Genomic DNA, 19062 nt, shown 5'->3' on the forward strand with positions numbered 1-19062 from the left:
CTCTCCTAGTCTCTAGCGATCTGCTACAACAACAGTGATGTGGCTTGAACGCTTCAAGATACGATCCGCACGACCTTTAGCACGAGGCATAATACGCTTCATGGTTGGGCCTTCATCTACAAAGATTTTTGCGACATTCAGATCGTCAATATCTGCACCTTCGTTGTGCTCCGCGTTAGCGATAGCAGACTCTAGAACTTTCTTAACTAGTGCAGCAGCTTTTTTGTTGCTGAACGTTAGGATTTCTAGAGCTTGGTCAACAGATTTACCACGGATTAGATCCGCAACTAAGCGAGCTTTCTGAGGCGAAATGCGAGCAAAGTTATGTTTAGCAATTGCTTCCATTATCTACTCCTTAGCGCTTCTTAGCTTTCTTATCCGCAGCGTGACCGCGGTAAGTGCGTGTTGGTGCGAATTCACCCAGTTTGTGACCGATCATTTCATCAGTTACAAATACTGGTACGTGCTGACGACCATTATGGACAGCGATGGTCAAACCGATCATCGTAGGGATGATCATTGAACGACGGGACCAAGTCTTAATAGGCTTTTTGTCTCCGCTTTCCACCGCTTTCTCTACCTTCTTCAGCAAGTGTAGGTCAATAAAAGGACCTTTCTTGAGAGAACGTGGCATGGCGATTCCTCTTTATATAGATTACTTGTTACGACGACGTACGATGTACTTGTCAGTGCGTTTGTTCTTACGAGTCTTGAAGCCTTTAGTAGGCATACCCCAAGGAGATACTGGGTGACGACCACCAGAAGTACGGCCTTCACCACCACCATGTGGGTGGTCAATCGGGTTCATTACAACACCACGAACCGTTGGACGGATACCGCGATGACGTGATGCACCTGCTTTACCAAGTTCACGTAGCATGTGCTCAGAGTTACCAACTTCACCGATTGTTGCACGGCCTTCAGAAAGAACTTTGCGCATCTCGCCAGAACGTAGACGGATAGTTACGTACGCACCGTCGCGAGCAACGATTTGAGCGTAAGCACCAGCCGAACGAGCTAGCTGACCACCTTTACCAGGCTTAAGTTCAACGTTATGTACTGTTGAACCTACTGGGATATTACGCATTGGTAGAGTGTTACCAGCTTTGATTGGTGCATCAACACCAGACTGAATAACATCACCAGCTACAACACCTTTAGGTGCTAGGATGTAGCGACGCTCACCGTCTTTGTAAAGAACTAGAGCAATGTTTGCGCTACGGTTTGGATCGTATTCAAGACGCTCAACTGTCGCTGGAATACCATCTTTAGTACGTTTGAAGTCAACTACACGGTAGTGGTGCTTGTGACCACCGCCGATGTGACGTACTGTGATACGACCCTTGTTGTTACGACCACCGTTCTTAGAGTTTTTCTCTAGAAGAGGTGCGTATGGCTTGCCCTTGTGTAGGTCAGCGTTAACAACTTTAACAACGTGACGACGACCAGGGGAAGTCGGCTTACATTTAACAATAGCCATTTTTAACTACTCCTGTTATTCCGCGCCGCCAACGAAGTCAAGATCTTGACCTTCTTTCAAAGTAACGTACGCTTTCTTAACGTCGCTGCGGCGACCTTGGCGTAGACCTTGACGTTTGGTTTTACCCTTAGTGATAAGAGTATTTACAGACTTAACTTCAACTTCAAATAGCTTTTCTACAGCTGCTTTGATCTCTTTTTTAGTCGCATCTTTAGCTACTTTGAAAACGATAGTGTTCGCTTTCTCAGCTGCCATAGTTGCTTTTTCAGAGATGTGCGGTGCACGTAGAACTTTTAGGATACGCTCTTCAGTGATCATGCTAGCATTTCCTCTACTTGCTTAACTGCTTCTGCAGTCATTACAACTTTGTCAAACGCGATTAGAGATACTGGATCGATACCAGCAACATCACGTGCGTCAACTTTGTATAGGTTACGAGCAGCTAGGAATAGATTCTCATCTACTTCGCTAGTCACGATTAGAGCGTCAGTTAGCTCAAGCTCTTTAAGCTTAGCAACTAGCTCTTTAGTCTTTGGTGCTTCAACTGAGAAGTTATCAACAACGATTAGACGCTCTTGACGAACAAGCTCAGAAAGAATGCTCTTCATAGCACCACGGTACATTTTTTTGTTTACTTTTTGGCTGTGATCTTGTGGTTTCGCAGCAAAAGTAACACCACCTGTACGCCAGATTGGGCTACGGATTGTACCAGCACGCGCACGGCCAGTACCTTTTTGACGCCATGGCTTAGCGCCACCGCCAGAAACTTCTGAACGTGTTTTTTGAGCACGAGTACCTTGACGAGCACCTGCTGCGTACGCAACAACTACTTGGTGTACAAGAGCTTCGTTAAACTCACGTCCGAAAGTAGTTTCGGAAACAGTTAGTGCATCGGCACCTTTAACCATTAGTTCCATTACTTACTCCTGAGACGTTATGCTTTAACAGCTGGTTTAACGATCACGTTGCCGCCAGTTGCGCCTGGGACTGCACCTTTAATAAGAAGCAGGTTGCGCTCAGCGTCAACACGTACGATCTCTAGGTTTTGAGTCGTTACACGCTCAGCACCCATGTGACCTGCCATTTTCTTGCCTTTAAATACGCGACCTGGAGTCTGACATTGACCGATAGAACCAGGAGCACGGTGAGACAATGAGTTACCGTGAGTCATATCTTGAGTACGGAAGTTCCAACGCTTAACAGCGCCTTGGAAACCTTTACCCTTAGATGTACCAGTAACGTCTACTTTCTTAGTTTCGTTGAATAGTTCAACAGTTAGTTCTGAACCAACTTCGAACTCTTCGCCGTTTTCTAAACGGAATTCCCAAAGACCGCGACCAGCTTCAACGCCAGCTTTAGCAAAGTGACCTGCTTCAGCTTTGTTTACACGGTTAGCTTTCTTAGAACCAGCTGTAACCTGGATTGCTGCGTAGCCGTCAGTTTCAAGAGTTTTCACTTGAGAAACACGGTTAGCTTCAACCTCAACAACTGTTACTGGGATAGAAACGCCTTCTTCAGTAAATACGCGGGTCATGCCCACTTTACGACCGATTAGACCAATCATACTTCTAATCTCCCTTAACCTAGGCTAATTTGAACGTCAACGCCCGCAGCAAGGTCTAGACGCATTAGAGCATCAACAGTCTTGTCTGTTGGCTCAACGATGTCGATTAGACGCTTGTGAGTACGGATTTCGTACTGGTCACGTGCTTTCTTGTTAACGTGTGGAGAGATAAGAACTGTGAAACGCTCTTTACGAGTTGGCAGTGGGATTGGACCACGAACCTGTGCGCCAGTGCGCTTAGCTGTTTCAACGATTTCCGCTGTAGAAGCATCGATTAGTTTGTAATCGAAAGCTTTTAGGCGGATACGGATACGTTGGTTCTGCATGAGACAGAGCTCCAAATTTAATAAATTACACAAACAATATCGCCACTCAAACTCGTCAAGACGAGAGAATGCCGATTGATTTATGTGAAACCGTAGCATCCAAGATTAGGACGCATTGTCAGTTAATTTTCGATTAACTATCCCTATATGCCAAAGTCACCTTTGAGGATAGTTTTTCCGAAGAAAAGATAGCTAATTGTATTAACCGCGAACATAAGCTGAGTATACATTACCTCGCAAATCCTTAGATTTGCTCGCTCCTCACTGCTCATTGGTTCACAACTGGCTTAACCAGTGCGCTGCATTATACAGATCACACTTTAGGTTGCAAGCGCTGAGTGAAAAATAATCGGGAATATTCCAAACCCCATACATTCCTCTTCGCTTGGTAGCCATTAAAACAAAAAGGACGCCGAAGCGTCCTTTTCTAAACTGTAATCGTAATAGCGGCTGCTATTATTTCTTACCGCTTGATAGTGCACCGAAACGCTTGTTGAAGCGATCAACACGGCCGCCTGTATCAACGATACGTTGCTTACCAGTGTAGAATGGGTGACACTTGTCACATACGTCTAGATGGATAGACTCTTTACCTAGAGTAGAGTTGAACTCAAAAGAGTTGCCGCAAGAACAAGTCGCTTTTACTGCTTTGTATTCTGGGTGGATACCAGCTTTCATGGGATAACCTCAATAGTAGGCCGTGTCGCTATACGAATCTAAGCCGCACACCACACGCAATTAATAATAAAATGGGATACCGCATCAACTAATTGCCGAAGCCATATCTCAAGGCGCGATATAGTAAAGAATCACATTGCTCGGATCAACACATTTGGCAACTTTTTCGCCACTTTTTTAGCCAGACTAATCATAGAGGCACGATTCACGCTGAAGCGCATTGCTTTACTCGAATTTCCATACCGATTTTAATAGACTCTCATTTCCTTTCCCTCTTTTTTAATAGCTAAGAATTTATGCGTCCAACCATTGCTAGAGTGGCATTACCCGTTCCGCTCGACAAACAATTTGATTACGCCATTCCGGGGCACCTGTTTCCGATCATTGGTGGACGCGTTTCCGTACCTTTTGGACGCCAAACGTTAGTTGGCATCGTCACCGCGATGGTTAATCAATCGGACTTTCCCAAAGATCAACTCAAGCCAATCAAAGCAGTTCTTGATTCTCAGCCGGTATGGTCTGAAAAGCTTTATTCGTTGCTGACTTGGTGCAGCCAGTTCTACCAATACCCACTTGGAGATACGCTACACAATGCGATGCCAGCAGCTCTACGTAAAGGAAAGCCTGCAGATTTTGCGACGCTACAAGAGTGGCAAATTACCGAATCCGGTAAAGACAAGCTGATGCAAGGGCTTGATCGTCGAGCGGTCAAACAACAGAAGGTCTTGCAAATGTTGGTTAACGGCGCTTTGCCTCACCAGGAATTTGTCGACCAAGAGATAGCCTCAACAGTACTAAAGTCTTTAGAAGAGAAAGGCTGGATTGAACGTATCGAGAAGAAGCCTGTAATCACCCAGTGGGGACAGCACGTTGAATGCGACGTCGAAAAGCCAAAGCTCAACCACGAACAAGCGCTGGCTATTGCGAGTGTAAATAGCCAAACAGGCTTTGCTTGCTATTTATTAGAGGGAGTAACTGGCTCTGGTAAAACCGAAGTTTACTTAAACCTTATCAAGCCAGTTTTAGAGCAAGGGAAACAAGCCTTGGTTTTAGTACCAGAGATTGGCTTAACGCCCCAAACCATCAACCGCTTTAAACACCGTTTTAATGTGCCAGTTGACGTCATCCACTCCGGGTTAAACGAGACGGAGCGTCTGAATGCGTGGCTTTCTGCACGCGACAAAGCGGCCGGAATCATTATCGGCACACGCTCTGCCCTACTCGCGCCTTTTGCTGATCTCGGGATTATCATTGTGGACGAGGAGCATGACACCTCTTACAAACAACAAGATAGCTTGCGTTATCATGCACGCGATGTTGCTGTAATGCGCGCCCATAAAGAGCAAGTACCGATTATCCTCGGCTCAGCGACGCCAGCATTAGAAACTTTGCATAATGCGCTGTCTGGTAAATATCACCATTTAACACTAACCCAACGAGCTGGCTCTGCCGTACCAACCACCAATAAAGTGTTAGATGTAAAAGGTCAGTATTTAGAAAGTGGCTTATCTGCCCAACTGATTGCCGAAATGCGCAAGCATTTAAAAGCGGGCAATCAAGTAATGTTGTTTCTTAACCGTCGAGGCTTTTCGCCCGCTTTGATGTGCCATGAATGCGGTTGGATTGCAGAATGTAAACGCTGTGATGCGTACTATACGTTCCACCATTACAGCAACGAAATACGCTGCCATCACTGCGGCTCACAACAACCGGTGATTCATCAATGTCAGGGGTGTGGTTCAACCCAATTGGTTACCGTCGGCGTAGGAACGGAACAACTCGAACAACAATTGGCTCAGTTATTTCCAGAATACAACGCCATTCGCATCGACAGAGACAGCACACGTCGCAAAGGTAGTTTGGAAGATGCCCTTGAATCGATTCGTAAAGGTGAACATCAAATTCTGATTGGCACCCAAATGCTGGCTAAGGGGCACCATTTTCCAAATGTAACGCTCGTTGCTCTTTTGGATGTTGATGGCTCTCTTTATAGTAGTGACTTCCGCGCTTCCGAGCGACTAGCGCAGTTGTTTATTCAGGTCGCAGGTCGTGCCGGCCGCGCAAGTAAACCTGGCGAGGTTATCCTACAAACCCACCATCCTGAGCACAGCTTGCTGCAGGCCCTGCTTCAAAAAGACTATCGCCACTTTGCTATGACTGCTCTGGAAGAACGCAAACTGGCTCAGCTTCCGCCTTATAGTTTCTTGACTCTGTTTAAAGCAGAGGCGAACCAAAGTGAGGTAGTTGAAGACTTCCTGCGTCAGGTTCGCTTTACGTTAGAGTCACACCCTCTGTTCGATGATTCCTGCATGGTGTTAGGCCCTACTCCTTCACCTTTGGCCAAGCGGGCTGGTAAATACCGTTGGCAACTATTACTGCAAACTCAGCATCGTTCATTGATGCAAAAGTTATTAACCAGTGCCAAACCTGCTATTGAGTTGTTGCCAAATGCTAAGAAAGTACGCTGGAATTTAGACATAGAACCACAAGATCTCAGCTAGCAAACGTTTAACTATGTAATGAATTACCATTTAATGTGACCAGAATCACACCAAGATTACAATTTTTGTTAAACAGACCGTAACTTTCACTTTAGAAATGAATAGACTATCCAAATTAGAAAAGTCTAAAGTGACTTGTTTGCACAGGCTTAGATTAAAACAATGACTATTCCCACAAATTGATATCGCGGTGAAGAATCCATTTTCCCACTCGTTAACACGAACTGAGCGAAGAGCAAACACAGCTCTAACTCGGTTTGATTACTCTGATTTCAAACCGGAATAACGTCATCTTGGCAAAAAATAAATGAGAGGTTAAAAACTATGGCGACAATGAAGGATGTTGCCCAGCTTGCGGGAGTGTCTACGGCTACGGTATCTCGAGCCTTAATGAATCCAGAGAAAGTCTCTTCTTCTACAAGAAAGAGAGTAGAAGATGCCGTACTTGAAGCGGGTTATTCTCCAAACTCATTAGCGCGTAACTTACGTAGAAACGAATCAAAAACCATTGTTACTATCGTTCCCGACATCTGTGATCCTTATTTTTCTGAAATTATTCGCGGTATTGAAGATGCAGCCATGGAACATGGCTATCTAGTCCTGCTGGGCGATAGCGGACAACAGAAGAAACGCGAAAGCTCTTTCGTTAACCTCGTATTTACTAAGCAGGCAGATGGAATGCTACTGCTTGGTACAGATCTACCATTCGATGTCAGTAAGCCAGAGCAAAAGAACTTACCTCCGATGGTAATGGCGTGTGAATTTGCGCCTGAACTCGAGCTTCCGACAGTACATATTGATAACCTGACCTCTGCATTTGAAGCGGTGAATTACCTGACTCAATTAGGTCATAAACGCATTGCTCAAATCTCTGGACCAGATACAGCAATATTGTGTCAGTTCCGCCAGCAAGGCTACCAACAAGCCCTGCGCCGTGCCGGCATCAATAAAGATCCACAATATAGTGTCATTACTGAGTTCTCTTTTAATGGCGGAGCAAAAGCCGTTCGTAAACTGCTCGAATTGCCAGAACCACCAACGGCTATTTTCTGTCACTGTGACACAATGGCCATCGGCGCAATTCAAGAAGCGAAAAAGCTTGGCTTACGAGTACCGCAAGATCTCTCTGTTGTGGGCTTTGATGACATTAACTTCGCTCAGTACTGCGATCCACCGTTGACCACCATCTCTCAACCTCGCTATGAGATTGGTCGACAAGCGATGCTAATGATGCTCGAGATGTTAAAAGGCCACGACGTGCATTCAGGCTCGCGTCTGCTTGAAACTAATCTCGTCATTCGTGGAAGTGCAGCGCCACCACAGCGCCCTTAACCTAAAGATTAGGTATTCATCCCCAAAGCGGTGCTAAGGCGCCGCTTTTTTATTTACCCCTCCTGCTTTTTGTATATCCCCGAATAAATATAAGCGAGAACAGACACACACTCCTACACTCGGGCGTTGTCGCGCTTTAGCTATCAAGATTCTATCAATAGGGTGTTTTCTCAACTCGTTCTGGATTAACATATTTGCAAGAATCCTTGATGACCAGAAATAACCGTGGCAAATAGAGATTATGTAAGACGGGGGCGAGGCGCCCCAAAAAAGTCGACAAAAAAACAGCCGCCGAGAAGAAAAAAACCTTGGCGCAGTGGCCTGCTCGCTATCTTGCTCGTGGGCGGTTTTGGCTATGGTCTTTACCTTTTGAGTAGCGACCCAGAACCTAAACAACCTGTCGTGAAGCAGCCAACAACCACTGTAAGCAAACCAAAGCCGAAAAAAGACTTGCCGCCACCACCAGAAGAAAAATGGGAATATGTTGAGTCACTACCGAAACGTGAAGTTGAAGTTGTGGCCAAAGAAATTGAAGTTTCTAAAATTCCTTACATCATGCAGTGTGGCGCGTACAAAACTCAGGCACAAGCCGAAGAGCGCAAGCTTGCAATCGCGTTCCAAGGGATGTCGAGCAAGATTCGTAAGAAAGAAGGCAGTTCATGGTATCGCGTGGTGCTAGGTCCGTATAAGTTCAAACGTGATGCAGAACGTGACCGCCATAAACTGCAACGCGCGAAAATCGAGCCGTGTGCGATTTGGAAAGAAAATCTTTAAACTCAGGCCCTAGGAGCTAAGATCCTAGGGCCTTTCTTTTTGCCCCCTTGAATCCCCATTTCTCCTCCCCCATATACTGAATTAAATCCAAAGAGAAATAATCAAGAGGTCGACTGTGACTACCATTGTATCTGTACGTCGAAATAATAAAGTCGTCATCGCGGGTGATGGCCAAGTATCTCTAGGCAATACCGTAATGAAAGGTAATGCGCGCAAAGTTCGCCGCCTGTACAACAACCAAGTACTAGCGGGCTTTGCCGGCGGTACTGCGGATGCCTTCACCCTTTTTGAGCGCTTCGAAAGCAAACTGCAAATGCACCAAGGTCACCTAACCAAAGCGGCAGTTGAGCTAGCCAAAGACTGGCGTAGCGATCGTGCTCTGCGCAAGCTCGAAGCCTTACTTGCCGTTGCCGACGAAACCGCATCGTTAATCATTACCGGTAATGGTGATGTCGTACAGCCAGAACACGACCTGATTGCGATTGGCTCTGGTGGTGCTTACGCACAAGCTGCCGCAACCGCCCTACTAGAAAACACAGATCTAGATGCTCGTGAGATCGCGGAAAAAGCTCTCAATATCGCGGGTGATATTTGTGTCTTCACTAACCATCACCACACGGTAGAAGAGCTAGACTCAACAGTAGAGCCTGAAAAACCAACCGCGTAATCGTAACGAAGTAAGGAAAGAATATGTCTGAAATGACGCCTCGCGAAATCGTTCATGAATTGAACCGCCACATTATCGGTCAAGAAAAAGCCAAGCGTTCGGTTGCGATTGCACTTCGTAACCGCTGGCGCCGCATGCAGCTTGAAGAAAGCTTGCGTGCCGAAGTGACGCCAAAAAACATCTTGATGATTGGCCCTACTGGTGTTGGTAAGACTGAAATCGCACGACGCCTCGCAAAACTGGCAAATGCCCCTTTCATCAAAGTTGAAGCGACAAAATTCACCGAAGTGGGTTACGTTGGTAAAGAAGTTGAAACCATCATCCGTGACCTAACAGATGTCGCTGTGAAAATGACGCATCAACAAGCGATGGAGAAAGTGAAATTCCGCGCAGAAGAGCAAGCGGAAGAACGTATTCTTGATGCGCTACTGCCACCAGCACGTGATAGCTGGGGTCAAGCAGAGCAAACGGAAGAGTCTTCTCACACTCGCCAGATCTTCCGTAAGAAACTGCGTGAAGGCCAACTAGACGATAAAGAAATTGAAATCGACGTAGCCGCACCTCAGATGGGCGTAGAGATCATGGCGCCTCCTGGTATGGAAGAGATGACTAACCAGCTGCAAGGCATGTTCCAAAACCTGGCAGGCGACACTAAGAAAAAACGTAAGCTGAAAATCAAAGATGCAATGAAAGCGTTAGCGGAAGAAGAAGCGGCGAAACTGGTAAACCAAGAAGAGCTAAAAGAAGCAGCGATTTTCAACGTTGAAAACAACGGCATCGTATTTATCGATGAGATCGACAAAATCTGTAAACGCGGCGAGAGCTCAGGCCCAGACGTTTCACGCGAAGGTGTTCAGCGCGACCTACTTCCATTGATTGAAGGCAGCACGGTATCAACCAAGCACGGCATGGTAAAAACAGACCACATTCTGTTTGTTGCATCTGGTGCATTCCAAGTGGCAAAACCATCTGACTTGATCCCAGAATTGCAAGGTCGTCTACCAATTCGTGTTGAGCTAGAAGCACTAAGCAGCAACGACTTCAAACGCATTCTGACAGAACCAAAAGCCTCTCTAACAGAGCAGTACGTTGCGTTGATGAAAACGGAAGATGTGGACATCGAATTCACAGAAGACGGCATCACGCAAATCGCGGAAGCGGCATGGACGGTCAACGAAAGCACAGAAAACATCGGTGCTCGTCGCTTACACACCGTTATGGAACGCTTAATGGATGAAATCTCTTACGACGCAGCGGAGCAATCTGGCGCTAAATTCGTTATTGATTCCGCTTATGTGAAAGCACGCTTAGGCGACACGATTGAAGATGAAGATCTAAGCCGCTTTATTCTTTAATCGCAATCTATTTTACCAAAGCCCAGAACCTTGTTTCTGGGCTTTTTGTTTAGAATGGCGGTGACTTTGACAACATCTAAATCCAAAAGATCTCGTCATTCTAGCGAGTTCAAGCGAGACTAAGAATCTGGTAACAACAGACGCCTATTCTTCCTCGCTCACCTTCACCACCGCACAATCGGATGATCGATTCTGAATCACACTCGTTGTTCAGAATGACGGTAACTTTGACAACACCTAAATCAAAAAGATCTCGTCATTCTAGCGAGCTCAAGCGAGACTAAGAATCTGCTAACAGCAAACGCCTTTCTTTCCCCACTCGCCTTCACCACCGCACAATCGGACGATAGATTCTGAATAACCCTTTGACTTCTAGCTGAGTTGTTTTAGGTCAATAGCGTATCTGCCTCTTTGTGCTTATACTGGGCACATTGGTTACTAGCACGAAATTTCCATGAAACAATCTCTACAGATCTGGCTTGAAGCCGCTCGTCCAAAAACATTACCTCTGGCATTGGTCTCTATCTTAACAGGTAGCGTGCTCGCCTACTCGGCGGGTCATTTCTCACTGACGATTGCCATCATGGCTTTCGTAACCGCGACATTGCTGCAAATTCTGTCCAACCTGGCAAACGACTATGGCGATACCGTTCAAGGTACAGATAACGACAAACGCCTCGGCCCATTACGAGCGATGCAGTCAGGCGCGGTAAGTGCTAAACAGATGAAACAAGCGATTATCTTTAACATCGTTCTGACCGCAATCTCAGGCTTGGTGTTAGTTTTCTATTCACTAAGTTCACTGGAAAGCATTGTTACTTTTATCGGGCTGGGAATTTTGGCCATTCTCGCCGCCATTGCTTATACCATGGGTAGCAAACCATACGGTTACGTGGGGCTTGGCGATATATCAGTATTCTTGTTTTTTGGTTTACTCGGCGTATCCGGTACCTACTTCTTGCATACTGGTCACGTAGACACCACGCTATTCTTACCTGCTTTAGGCTGCGGTTTACTCGCCGTTGCAGTCCTCAATATCAACAATATGCGTGATATAGAGAACGACCGAGAGTGTGGTAAACGCACGGTGGCGGTACGCTTAGGTCAACGTAAAGCCAAACAGTACCACTTTATTTTACTTGGCGGAGCTATCCTTGCCTTTGCGGCTTACTTGTTAATTCAAGACAAACCCGTTTGGATTAGCTTGCCATTCTTACTTAGTATTTATTTCGTGGCCGATCATGGTAAAGCGGTTTGGCATACACAAAAGCCTGCTCAAATAGCACCAATGATGCCAGTCATCGTGAAATGCTCTCTAGTCACCAACGTTTTGTTTGCAACAATTGTGGTAGCTCAAACTCTAGTAAGTTAAAAAAGGATTGTCATTGCATTGACTTAATGCCTAGATATACTCAAAGACAACCAATTTCTGTTTAGAAAGGTACGCTATGGAATACAATACCTCAGCACTCTGTGATATCTACCTCGATCAGGTAGATGTGGTTGAACCAATGTTCAGTAACTTTGGCGGTCGCGCTTCATTTGCCGGGCAAATCACCACCATCAAGTGTTTTGAAGATAATTCGTTGATCCGCGAGACATTAGAGCAAGATGGACTTGGTCGCGTTTTGTTAATTGACGGTGGCGGTTCCCTACGTAAAGCCCTTATCGATGCAGAAATCGCAACCATTGCGGAAGAAAACGAGTGGGAAGGCATTGTCGTTTACGGCTGTGTTCGTGAAGTAGATGAACTTGAAGATATGAACTTAGGCATTCAAGCCCTCGCTTCTATTCCTGTTGGAGCGACCAGTCAGGGTATTGGCGAATTGGATGTACCAGTCAACTTTGGCGGCGTTAGCTTCCTTCCAGAAGATTACATTTATGCTGATAGCACCGGAATTATCCTGTCGCCAGAACCATTGAATATTGATTTAGAGTTGGATGAAGAAGCATAACGAGTCTTAGGCGCCTAAGTTATAGGGCCTTCTCTTGGCTCTTAGCAACTAGCCTTGTCTTAACATTTTCTACTTCCCTAAAACACAAACACCCGCTTAACGCGGGTGTTTTTAATTTGGAATGAAGAAGCCGAATTATTCCACTTCGTCCATTTTGCCAAGTAGTGCACGAATGCGCTCTTGCCATTGTGCGTGCTCTTGCTGTGCTTGTTGTGCTTTTTGCTCTAGCTCTTCACGTTGAGAGCGAAGCTCGTTCGCTTCTTCCGAAAGTTTAGCTTTATCTTCTTTCAGCTCTTCGACTTCCATCTGAAGAAGAGTGATTGTGTCAACTGCAGTTTGAATTTTAGATTCTAGTTGTTCTAGTACTTCAAAAGACATCTTGGCCTACCTATGTTATTCCGTTGGGACGATGTGCGAGATTGATGCACACCTAACCTATATAAGGTTCATTCTACTCAGCGTCGCGATGAGAAACACTCACTATATTCGATATTTTGCATCATTCGGTCAAAAAATCAGCGCAATCTCACTAAACGCTGACTTTTCTTGTCGCCGAAGCATTTTTGAGCAAGGATTTTGCGTCCCGCTACGCTGAAAATCGCCCTAAGTATTGATCAAATTCAAGTTAGATAAAGTAAAAGCCTCGCAAAAAGGCAAACGTTTACTCGACCTTGTGATAGAATCGCCGCGCAAATTCTTCTTCCCTCTTGCTTACTTGGAGACATCATGAAACGCGATTTAGCAATGGCATTTTCCCGTGTGACTGAAGGTGCAGCTCTGGCTGGTTACAAATGGCTTGGCCGTGGCGATAAAAACGCAGCCGATGGCGCAGCTGTTGAAGTTATGCGCACGCTACTGAACAAAACAGATATCAGTGGTGAAATTGTCATTGGTGAAGGTGAAATCGATGATGCGCCAATGCTGTACATTGGTGAGCAAGTGGGTATTGGTGGTGATGAAGTGGATATCGCTGTTGACCCGATTGAAGGGACGCGTATGACGGCAATGGGACAATCGAACGCACTAGCCGTACTTGCCGCAGGTGAGAAAGGCAGCTTTCTTAAAGCGCCAGATATGTACATGGAAAAACTGGTTGTTGGCCCTGGTGCAAAAGGCGTAATTGACTTAGAAAAGCCGTTAAAAGAAAACCTAGAGAACGTAGCAAAAGCCCTGAACAAGCCACTTGATACCCTAGTCGTTATTACCCTTGCGAAGCCTCGCCACGATGACGTTATTGCAGAAATGCAAGCAATGGGCGTACGTGTTTTTGCGGTGCCTGATGGTGACGTCGCTGCCTCTATTCTAACTTGTATGCCAGACAGTGAAGTGGACATGATGTACTGTATTGGCGGTGCGCCAGAAGGGGTTGTATCAGCAGCGGTAATTCGAGCGCTAGACGGTGACATGCACGGTCGCCTGCTTCCTCGTCATGAGGTAAAAGGCGATACTGAAGAAAACCGCATTTACGGTGCAGATGAACTAAAACGCTGCGATGAAATGGGCGTAAAAGCGAATGTTGTCCTCAAAATGGAAGACATGGCTCGTAGCGACAATGTGGTATTTTCAGCTACGGGCATCACTAAAGGTGACTTGCTGGAAGGTATCTCTCGTCAAGGCAATATAGCGACCACAGAAACGCTGCTCGTGCGCGGTCGATGCCGAACTATTCGCCGCATCAAATCGACTCACTACTTAGATCGTAAAGATCCAGAAGTACGCGATATTATTCTTTAAGCATTTCTCGAGGCTCTCGCTCAGTCTGAGCTTGAGCCTTTCTTTCCGCACAACCGGGCAATAGATTCTGAATCACTCTCGTTCCTCGTTGTTCAGAATGACGGTGACTTTAATTAGCTCTAAATCAAAAGAACTCGTCATTCTAGCGAGCTCCAGCGAGACTAAGAATCTGGTAACAGCAAACTCCTATTCTTCCTGCTCGTCTTAGCCACTACACAGCCGGACAGTAGATTCTGAATCACACTCGTTCCTCGTTGTTCAGAATGACGGTGACTTTAATAAGCTCTAAATCAAAAGAACTCGTCATTCTAGCCAGCTCCAGCGAGACTAAGAATCTGGTAACAGCAGGCTCCTATTCTTTGCTGGTCACCTTAACCACTGCTCAACCGGGCAATAGATTCTGAATCACACTCGTTCCTCGTTGTTCAGAATGACGGTGACTTTAATAAGCTCTAAATTAAAAGAACTCGTCATTCTAGCGAGCTCCAGCGAGACTAAGAATCTAATAGTAACAAGCTCCTATTCTTTCCTGACCACCTTAACCACTGCTCAACCAAAAGATAGATTCTGAATCACCTCGTCCCTCGCCGTTCAGAATGACGACATATATTGGCTCATATGAACATAGCCCCTACAAATCCACACTCAAATTAAGTCAACACTTTTCTTTACTAACCCTATCGCGCATAATATGTACTGACGTATAAATGGTGGGTATATGAAGACCGTAGATAGGATATTGCAAATCGTTAAGCGTGATGGCTCCGTCACTGCAAAACAACTCTCTTCTGAGCTAGGTATGACAACCATGGGGGCTCGTCAGCACCTGCAAAGTTTAGAAGATGATGGCATTCTTTCTATCCATGACGTAAAAGTAAAAGTTGGTCGCCCTGCTCGTCATTGGTCTCTCACTCAAAAAGGTCATGAGCAATTTGCTGACCGTCACGGTGAGTTGACCATTCAGTTTATAGAAGCTGTCGAACATATCTTTGGCAAAGATGGACTGGAAAAAGTCACATCAGAGAGGGAAAAACTCACGTTACAAAGTTATCGTCAGCACCTTGAGCAATGCGACTCTCTGCAAAGCAAACTAGAAACACTCGTCACATTAAGAGAGCAAGAAGGCTATATGGCTGAACTCGAGAAAGATGAGAACGGATTCATCTTGATCGAAAATCACTGTCCGATTTGTAAAGCCGCAACTCGCTGCCCAAGCTTGTGCCAATCAGAATTAAGTGTCTTTCAGTCTTTACTTGGACGTGACACCAAAGTAGAGCGTACCGAACACATCATTAGTGGCCAAAGACGCTGCGTTTACCGCATCCAACAACTACAGTAACCACCACAACCAAACATCGACATACCGCACTTGTTCAATCTCAAGCTCGAAAGCTTCTCTTATAAGTGAGACGGCTAAAGAATTCATCCTCTCTCCTCTTTCTAGTGGTATAGGCTTTTAGTAACTAAAGGCAATTTCCATAAGGATTTGGAGAGCATCGATGTCTAATCTACGTCATATCCCGTCCCAAACGCTTCCTCCATTCGATGAAATGGTTCGAATGGCAGAGCGAGACCCAGAAGCTTTTGAGCAATTTCGTCATGAGATGGCGAAAGAGATGATCGAAAGCGCATCAGAAGATATGAAAGAAAGATTGTGGGCTCAACAAAGCCACATTGATAGAGTCATCAGCACGTGTAAAAACCCTCATCACACCAATGTGGTATTGATGAACGAGTTGCAAAAACAGGTCGTAAAGTTCAAAGCAGCGCTAGAAGGGGAAGCGGCACCGACACAAAAAGCGGATGTGGTTAGCTTAAATGCGTTTAAAGATAGGGATGATTTTTACTGATACTCAGTAGATAGATCGAGAAAGTTAGGGTTCGTTTCTCTTACCAAGGCTAACTTCCACTCACGCTTCCACTGCTTGAGCTGCTTTTCTCGGTTTATAGCATTAGCCATATCGTCGAATAACTCAAAGTAAACGAGCTTATGAACGTTGTATTTCTTAGTAAATCCTTCCACTACTCCATTTTTATGTTGCCATATTCTTTGGGGCAGCTGACTGGTAACACCTATGTAGAGAACGGCGTTGTTATTTGACGTTAGGATATAAACGCAAGGTGTCTTATCGATGATTCATTCTCCTTCATTATTCGCTGTTACTTTTCCATTGTAATTCGCGAGCTCAGTCAGTTTATTTCAAACTCGGAGCACTCTGTGCGTAGATTCTGAATCACACTCGTTCCTCGTTGTTCAGAATGACGATGACTTTAAGAGCCTCTAAATCAAAAGAGCTCGTCATTCTAGCGAGCCTTAGCGAGACTAAGAATCTAGTAACAGCAAGCTCCTATTCTTTCCCGCTCAGCTTAACCACTGCTCAACCGGACGATAGATTCTGAACCACACTCGCACCTCTCTGTTCAGAATGGCAGTGACTTTAACAGCCTTTAAACCAGAGAAGTTCGTCATTTTAGCGAGCCGCAGCGAAACTAAGAATCTGGTATCAGCAAGCTCCTATTCTTTCCCGCTCAGCTTAGCCACTGCTCAACCGGATGATAGATTCTGAATCACCTCGTTCCTCGCTGTTTAGAGTGACGGTGAGTTTAAGAGCCTCTAAATCAAAAGAGTTCGTCATTCTAGCGAGCCTTAGCGAGACTAAGAATCTACTTTCAGCACGCACGATACTTGAGGCAATTACTCCGGCTCAGGGCCATATTGGTTTGGTCCTGATGTTCCTTTTAAGAAGCCACATTCAATTAGAATCCATAAACCACAAATCAGAGAAATGGAAGCGACGAACATCTGTGGGGTCGACGGCTCTTGCGCGGCAGGGCTGGTCATTGGCGTGGCAATTCGGCCTATAATCAACGGAATATTCAGTGCTAGCCAATATATCGATTTGTTGCGGTCGTGCCAACGCTTGGTGGTGATCGCCAAATCAGGGATCAACAGAACCACCAAGAAAATAGGAAGAAGCACATAAGAGAGAGTAGGAAGCAGCTGGCTAATACCAGCACCAAAGCCTAGAATGGACACATAGTAAATGACGTTCCAAATCCAGTAGGTTTTACGGTTTATACGTCCTTGAAAAGAAAACAGTAACTCTTTAGTCGACATCAAATTTTACCCCAAAGTAGAAAGGTTATAGATTAGCCGAGTCGATATAGTTTGGAAAGGACACCGATAGCTTGGGTGCCCACAACGACCTTACAATAAGCAGAGCCAGGCTGAGAATTCGTAGCAATAACCCCTCGCTATTCTCGGGCAATTCAGCGCAACCTAGTTCACGACCTTTTGGAAGCTATCTATATCCATGTCTCGGATATTGACTGTTAAACTGTGCACGTGACTGGCTTGCTCTTGAAGTGTCGCCATCAAGGCTCGTGACAGTTCTCGCTTTTGTTCTTGGGAGCGACCAGATAACAAATCAAAGTTGATATGGATAAAGTCGAGGCTATCACCCTCCTCTCCTATTAACCAATTGTGGCACCGGAGCGTTCTAGATTTCACTGACGCGAGTTCAAAGAGGCCACTTTCTAACGCCGTTTTATGTAAATCCTCCAGCAACCCCTGAACATTGACGCGTTCTTCCACCGAGTTTGAATACTCTAAAACGAGATTTGGCATTTTGATTCCTTTCTACAACAATTAATTCCAGCGCGTAGTAATACCAATCTCAGCAGCAATTTCCGAGGAATGAACTATCATTCTGTCTACGCGATCACCAATCGGTTGCTTTTGACAAAAATAACAGGATCGATGCTTGGTCGAATCAACAAAGAAAGCCGGACAAGACATGACGCCAATCATGATCTGTTCACATTATTCTGTTATATTCCTACGTAGATTTTTTACATTAATTGACTATTTACATTAAAGATAAGGGAGATATTCCTATGCGTCGTCCTGTAGTGATGGGTAACTGGAAACTAAACGGCAGCAAAGCAATGGTAACTGAGCTGCTAACTGGTCTTAACGCTGAACTTGAAGGCGTTGAAGGTGTTGACGTAGCAGTCGCTCCACCAGCACTTTACATCGACCTAGCAGAGCGCGTAATCGCTGAAGGCGGTAACAAGATCATCCTAGGTGCTCAAAACACTGACCTAAACAACAGCGGTGCGTTCACTGGCGATATGTCTCCAGAAATGCTGAAAGATTTCGGTGCTACTCACATCATCATCGGTCACTCAGAGCGTCGTGAATACCACAACGAATCTGACGAGTTCATCGCTAAGAAATTCAACTTCCTAAAAGAAAACGGTCTAACACCTGTTTTCTGTATCGGTGAATCTGAAGCGCAAAACGAAGCTGGCGAAACTGAAGCAGTATGTGCACGTCAAATCAACGCAGTTATCGACACTTACGGTGTTGAAGCTCTAAACGGCGCAATCATCGCTTACGAACCAATCTGGGCTATCGGTACTGGTAAAGCAGCAACAGCTGAAGATGCACAACGCATCCACGCTTCTATCCGCGCACTAATCGCAGCGAAAGACGAAGCAGTTGCAGCACAAGTAATCATCCAATACGGTGGTTCTGTTAAGCCAGAAAACGCTGAAGCTTACTTCTCACAACCAGACATCGACGGTGCTCTCGTTGGCGGTGCTTCTCTAGACGCGAAAAGCTTCGCAGCAATCGCTAAAGCAGCGGCTAAAGCAAAAGCGTAATCTCGTTTTTACTGAGAGTAGAAATAAC

General features: G+C 45.5%; 23 protein-coding genes. 11 read left to right on the forward strand and 12 right to left on the reverse strand.

The features are described from left to right. Nucleotides 1–12 precede the first annotated feature (12 nt). The 8 genes from rplV to rpmE all read right to left on the reverse strand — a co-directional run bounded on the left by rplV (nt 13) and on the right by rpmE (nt 4048). The gene (gene rplV / locus UQW94_RS21190; protein WP_005383164.1) at nt 13–345 is read right to left on the reverse strand and encodes a 50S ribosomal protein L22; all 333 of its coding nucleotides are present in this window, start codon (nt 343–345) and stop codon (nt 13–15) included. 10 nt (nt 346–355) lie between these two features. Next, on the reverse strand, nt 356–634 hold the full coding sequence (rpsS, locus tag UQW94_RS21195; protein ID WP_004394525.1) for a 30S ribosomal protein S19: 279 nt from the start codon (nt 632–634) through the stop codon (nt 356–358). A 21-nt stretch (nt 635–655) separates the two neighbouring features. Further along, nucleotides 656–1480: a 50S ribosomal protein L2 gene (gene rplB / locus UQW94_RS21200; RefSeq protein ID WP_005383168.1), complete on the reverse strand. Its 825-nt coding sequence runs from the start codon at nt 1478–1480 to the stop codon at nt 656–658. Between the two features lie 15 nt (nt 1481–1495). Continuing rightward, a complete protein-coding gene (gene rplW, locus UQW94_RS21205; protein WP_004398471.1) occupies nt 1496–1798 on the reverse strand; it encodes a 50S ribosomal protein L23 in 303 nt (100 codons plus the stop codon). Next, on the reverse strand, nt 1795–2397 hold the full coding sequence (gene rplD / locus UQW94_RS21210) for a 50S ribosomal protein L4 (RefSeq protein WP_005379556.1): 603 nt from the start codon (nt 2395–2397) through the stop codon (nt 1795–1797). Before rplD ends, rplW begins: the two co-directional genes overlap by 4 nt. Before the next feature lie 17 nt (nt 2398–2414). Further along, nucleotides 2415–3044 carry a 50S ribosomal protein L3 gene (gene rplC / locus UQW94_RS21215; protein WP_005379555.1) on the reverse strand — a complete coding sequence of 210 codons (630 nt, stop codon included), beginning with the start codon at nt 3042–3044 and terminating at the stop codon, nt 2415–2417. 14 nt (nt 3045–3058) lie between these two features. Next, nucleotides 3059–3370, reverse strand: coding sequence for a 30S ribosomal protein S10 (gene rpsJ, locus UQW94_RS21220; RefSeq protein ID WP_004410492.1), 312 nt, complete (start codon nt 3368–3370; stop codon nt 3059–3061). A gap of 456 nt (nt 3371–3826) precedes the next feature. Continuing rightward, complete coding sequence (gene rpmE, locus UQW94_RS21225; protein ID WP_005379546.1) at nt 3827–4048, reverse strand: 50S ribosomal protein L31; 222 nt, start codon at nt 4046–4048, stop codon at nt 3827–3829. A gap of 296 nt (nt 4049–4344) precedes the next feature. On the opposite strand from rpmE, the gene priA reads away from it, so the two are divergent. From priA to rraA, 7 genes are all read left to right on the forward strand, one after another. Then, nucleotides 4345–6549 carry a primosomal protein N' gene (gene priA, locus UQW94_RS21230; protein WP_262606784.1) on the forward strand — a complete coding sequence of 735 codons (2205 nt, stop codon included), beginning with the start codon at nt 4345–4347 and terminating at the stop codon, nt 6547–6549. A 303-nt stretch (nt 6550–6852) separates the two neighbouring features. After that, the gene (gene cytR, locus UQW94_RS21235) at nt 6853–7881 is read left to right on the forward strand and encodes a DNA-binding transcriptional regulator CytR (RefSeq protein ID WP_322142595.1); all 1029 of its coding nucleotides are present in this window, start codon (nt 6853–6855) and stop codon (nt 7879–7881) included. Between the two features lie 225 nt (nt 7882–8106). Continuing rightward, nucleotides 8107–8655, forward strand: a complete 549-nt coding sequence (gene ftsN / locus UQW94_RS21240; RefSeq protein ID WP_017820300.1) for a cell division protein FtsN — start codon at nt 8107–8109, stop codon at nt 8653–8655. A 115-nt stretch (nt 8656–8770) separates the two neighbouring features. Next, nucleotides 8771–9322 (forward strand): ATP-dependent protease subunit HslV, encoded by a 552-nt coding sequence (hslV, locus tag UQW94_RS21245; protein WP_005383176.1) that lies wholly within the window; start codon nt 8771–8773, stop codon nt 9320–9322. A 23-nt stretch (nt 9323–9345) separates the two neighbouring features. Beyond that, entirely contained in the window at nt 9346–10677 is a 1332-nt protein-coding gene (gene hslU, locus UQW94_RS21250; protein WP_025768349.1) for an HslU--HslV peptidase ATPase subunit, read from the forward strand. Between the two features lie 454 nt (nt 10678–11131). Next, nucleotides 11132–12049, forward strand: a complete 918-nt coding sequence (locus UQW94_RS21255) for a 1,4-dihydroxy-2-naphthoate polyprenyltransferase (RefSeq protein WP_213869763.1) — start codon at nt 11132–11134, stop codon at nt 12047–12049. A gap of 76 nt (nt 12050–12125) precedes the next feature. Next, on the forward strand, nt 12126–12632 hold the full coding sequence (gene rraA, locus UQW94_RS21260; protein WP_005379537.1) for a ribonuclease E activity regulator RraA: 507 nt from the start codon (nt 12126–12128) through the stop codon (nt 12630–12632). 135 nt (nt 12633–12767) lie between these two features. Here the strand turns inward: rraA and zapB are convergent, their stop codons facing one another. After that, a complete protein-coding gene (zapB, locus tag UQW94_RS21265) occupies nt 12768–13010 on the reverse strand; it encodes a cell division protein ZapB (protein WP_322142540.1) in 243 nt (80 codons plus the stop codon). Nucleotides 13011–13358: 348 nt separating this feature from the next. Between zapB and glpX the strand changes: the two genes are divergently transcribed. The 3 genes from glpX (at nt 13359) to UQW94_RS21280 (ending at nt 16216) form a co-directional block, all read left to right on the forward strand. Continuing rightward, nucleotides 13359–14366 (forward strand): class II fructose-bisphosphatase, encoded by a 1008-nt coding sequence (gene glpX, locus UQW94_RS21270; RefSeq protein ID WP_005383180.1) that lies wholly within the window; start codon nt 13359–13361, stop codon nt 14364–14366. Nucleotides 14367–15084: 718 nt separating this feature from the next. After that, nucleotides 15085–15705 (forward strand): helix-turn-helix transcriptional regulator, encoded by a 621-nt coding sequence (locus tag UQW94_RS21275; RefSeq protein ID WP_005379532.1) that lies wholly within the window; start codon nt 15085–15087, stop codon nt 15703–15705. Between the two features lie 160 nt (nt 15706–15865). Further along, complete coding sequence (locus UQW94_RS21280) at nt 15866–16216, forward strand: DUF3135 domain-containing protein (RefSeq protein WP_053303351.1); 351 nt, start codon at nt 15866–15868, stop codon at nt 16214–16216. On the opposite strand, the gene UQW94_RS21285 is transcribed toward UQW94_RS21280, so the two are convergent. From UQW94_RS21285 to UQW94_RS21295, 3 genes are all read right to left on the reverse strand, one after another. After that, a complete protein-coding gene (locus UQW94_RS21285) occupies nt 16210–16503 on the reverse strand; it encodes a GIY-YIG nuclease family protein (RefSeq protein ID WP_025768346.1) in 294 nt (97 codons plus the stop codon). The two genes, UQW94_RS21280 and UQW94_RS21285, sit on opposite strands and share 7 nt — an antisense overlap. Before the next feature lie 558 nt (nt 16504–17061). Continuing rightward, nucleotides 17062–17484, reverse strand: a complete 423-nt coding sequence (locus tag UQW94_RS21290; RefSeq protein WP_005384868.1) for a DUF805 domain-containing protein — start codon at nt 17482–17484, stop codon at nt 17062–17064. A 162-nt stretch (nt 17485–17646) separates the two neighbouring features. Further along, nucleotides 17647–17994 (reverse strand): 5-carboxymethyl-2-hydroxymuconate Delta-isomerase, encoded by a 348-nt coding sequence (locus UQW94_RS21295; RefSeq protein WP_017820736.1) that lies wholly within the window; start codon nt 17992–17994, stop codon nt 17647–17649. Nucleotides 17995–18263: 269 nt separating this feature from the next. Here UQW94_RS21295 and tpiA point away from each other — a divergent pair, with 269 nt between their 5' ends. Continuing rightward, nucleotides 18264–19034 (forward strand): triose-phosphate isomerase, encoded by a 771-nt coding sequence (tpiA, locus tag UQW94_RS21300; RefSeq protein ID WP_005384863.1) that lies wholly within the window; start codon nt 18264–18266, stop codon nt 19032–19034. Nucleotides 19035–19062 lie beyond the last annotated feature (28 nt).

Origin of the sequence: Vibrio sp. PBL-C16 (assembly GCF_034321865.1) — a bacterium.
GTDB lineage: Bacteria > Pseudomonadota > Gammaproteobacteria > Enterobacterales > Vibrionaceae > Vibrio > Vibrio alginolyticus.

Coding starts and splice junctions, on each gene's coding strand:
- rplV (WP_005383164.1), bottom strand. CDS start 345: ATGGAAGCAATTGCTAAACATAACTTTGCTCGCATTTCGCCTCAGAAA.
- rpsS (WP_004394525.1), bottom strand. CDS start 634: ATGCCACGTTCTCTCAAGAAAGGTCCTTTTATTGACCTACACTTGCTG.
- rplB (WP_005383168.1), bottom strand. CDS start 1,480: ATGGCTATTGTTAAATGTAAGCCGACTTCCCCTGGTCGTCGTCACGTT.
- rplW (WP_004398471.1), bottom strand. CDS start 1,798: ATGATCACTGAAGAGCGTATCCTAAAAGTTCTACGTGCACCGCACATC.
- rplD (WP_005379556.1), bottom strand. CDS start 2,397: ATGGAACTAATGGTTAAAGGTGCCGATGCACTAACTGTTTCCGAAACT.
- rplC (WP_005379555.1), bottom strand. CDS start 3,044: ATGATTGGTCTAATCGGTCGTAAAGTGGGCATGACCCGCGTATTTACT.
- rpsJ (WP_004410492.1), bottom strand. CDS start 3,370: ATGCAGAACCAACGTATCCGTATCCGCCTAAAAGCTTTCGATTACAAA.
- rpmE (WP_005379546.1), bottom strand. CDS start 4,048: ATGAAAGCTGGTATCCACCCAGAATACAAAGCAGTAAAAGCGACTTGT.
- priA (WP_262606784.1), top strand. CDS start 4,345: ATGCGTCCAACCATTGCTAGAGTGGCATTACCCGTTCCGCTCGACAAA.
- hslU (WP_025768349.1), top strand. CDS start 9,346: ATGTCTGAAATGACGCCTCGCGAAATCGTTCATGAATTGAACCGCCAC.
- UQW94_RS21255 (WP_213869763.1), top strand. CDS start 11,132: ATGAAACAATCTCTACAGATCTGGCTTGAAGCCGCTCGTCCAAAAACA.
- rraA (WP_005379537.1), top strand. CDS start 12,126: ATGGAATACAATACCTCAGCACTCTGTGATATCTACCTCGATCAGGTA.
- zapB (WP_322142540.1), bottom strand. CDS start 13,010: ATGTCTTTTGAAGTACTAGAACAACTAGAATCTAAAATTCAAACTGCA.
- glpX (WP_005383180.1), top strand. CDS start 13,359: ATGAAACGCGATTTAGCAATGGCATTTTCCCGTGTGACTGAAGGTGCA.
- UQW94_RS21275 (WP_005379532.1), top strand. CDS start 15,085: ATGAAGACCGTAGATAGGATATTGCAAATCGTTAAGCGTGATGGCTCC.
- UQW94_RS21280 (WP_053303351.1), top strand. CDS start 15,866: ATGTCTAATCTACGTCATATCCCGTCCCAAACGCTTCCTCCATTCGAT.
- UQW94_RS21290 (WP_005384868.1), bottom strand. CDS start 17,484: ATGTCGACTAAAGAGTTACTGTTTTCTTTTCAAGGACGTATAAACCGT.
- UQW94_RS21295 (WP_017820736.1), bottom strand. CDS start 17,994: ATGCCAAATCTCGTTTTAGAGTATTCAAACTCGGTGGAAGAACGCGTC.
- tpiA (WP_005384863.1), top strand. CDS start 18,264: ATGCGTCGTCCTGTAGTGATGGGTAACTGGAAACTAAACGGCAGCAAA.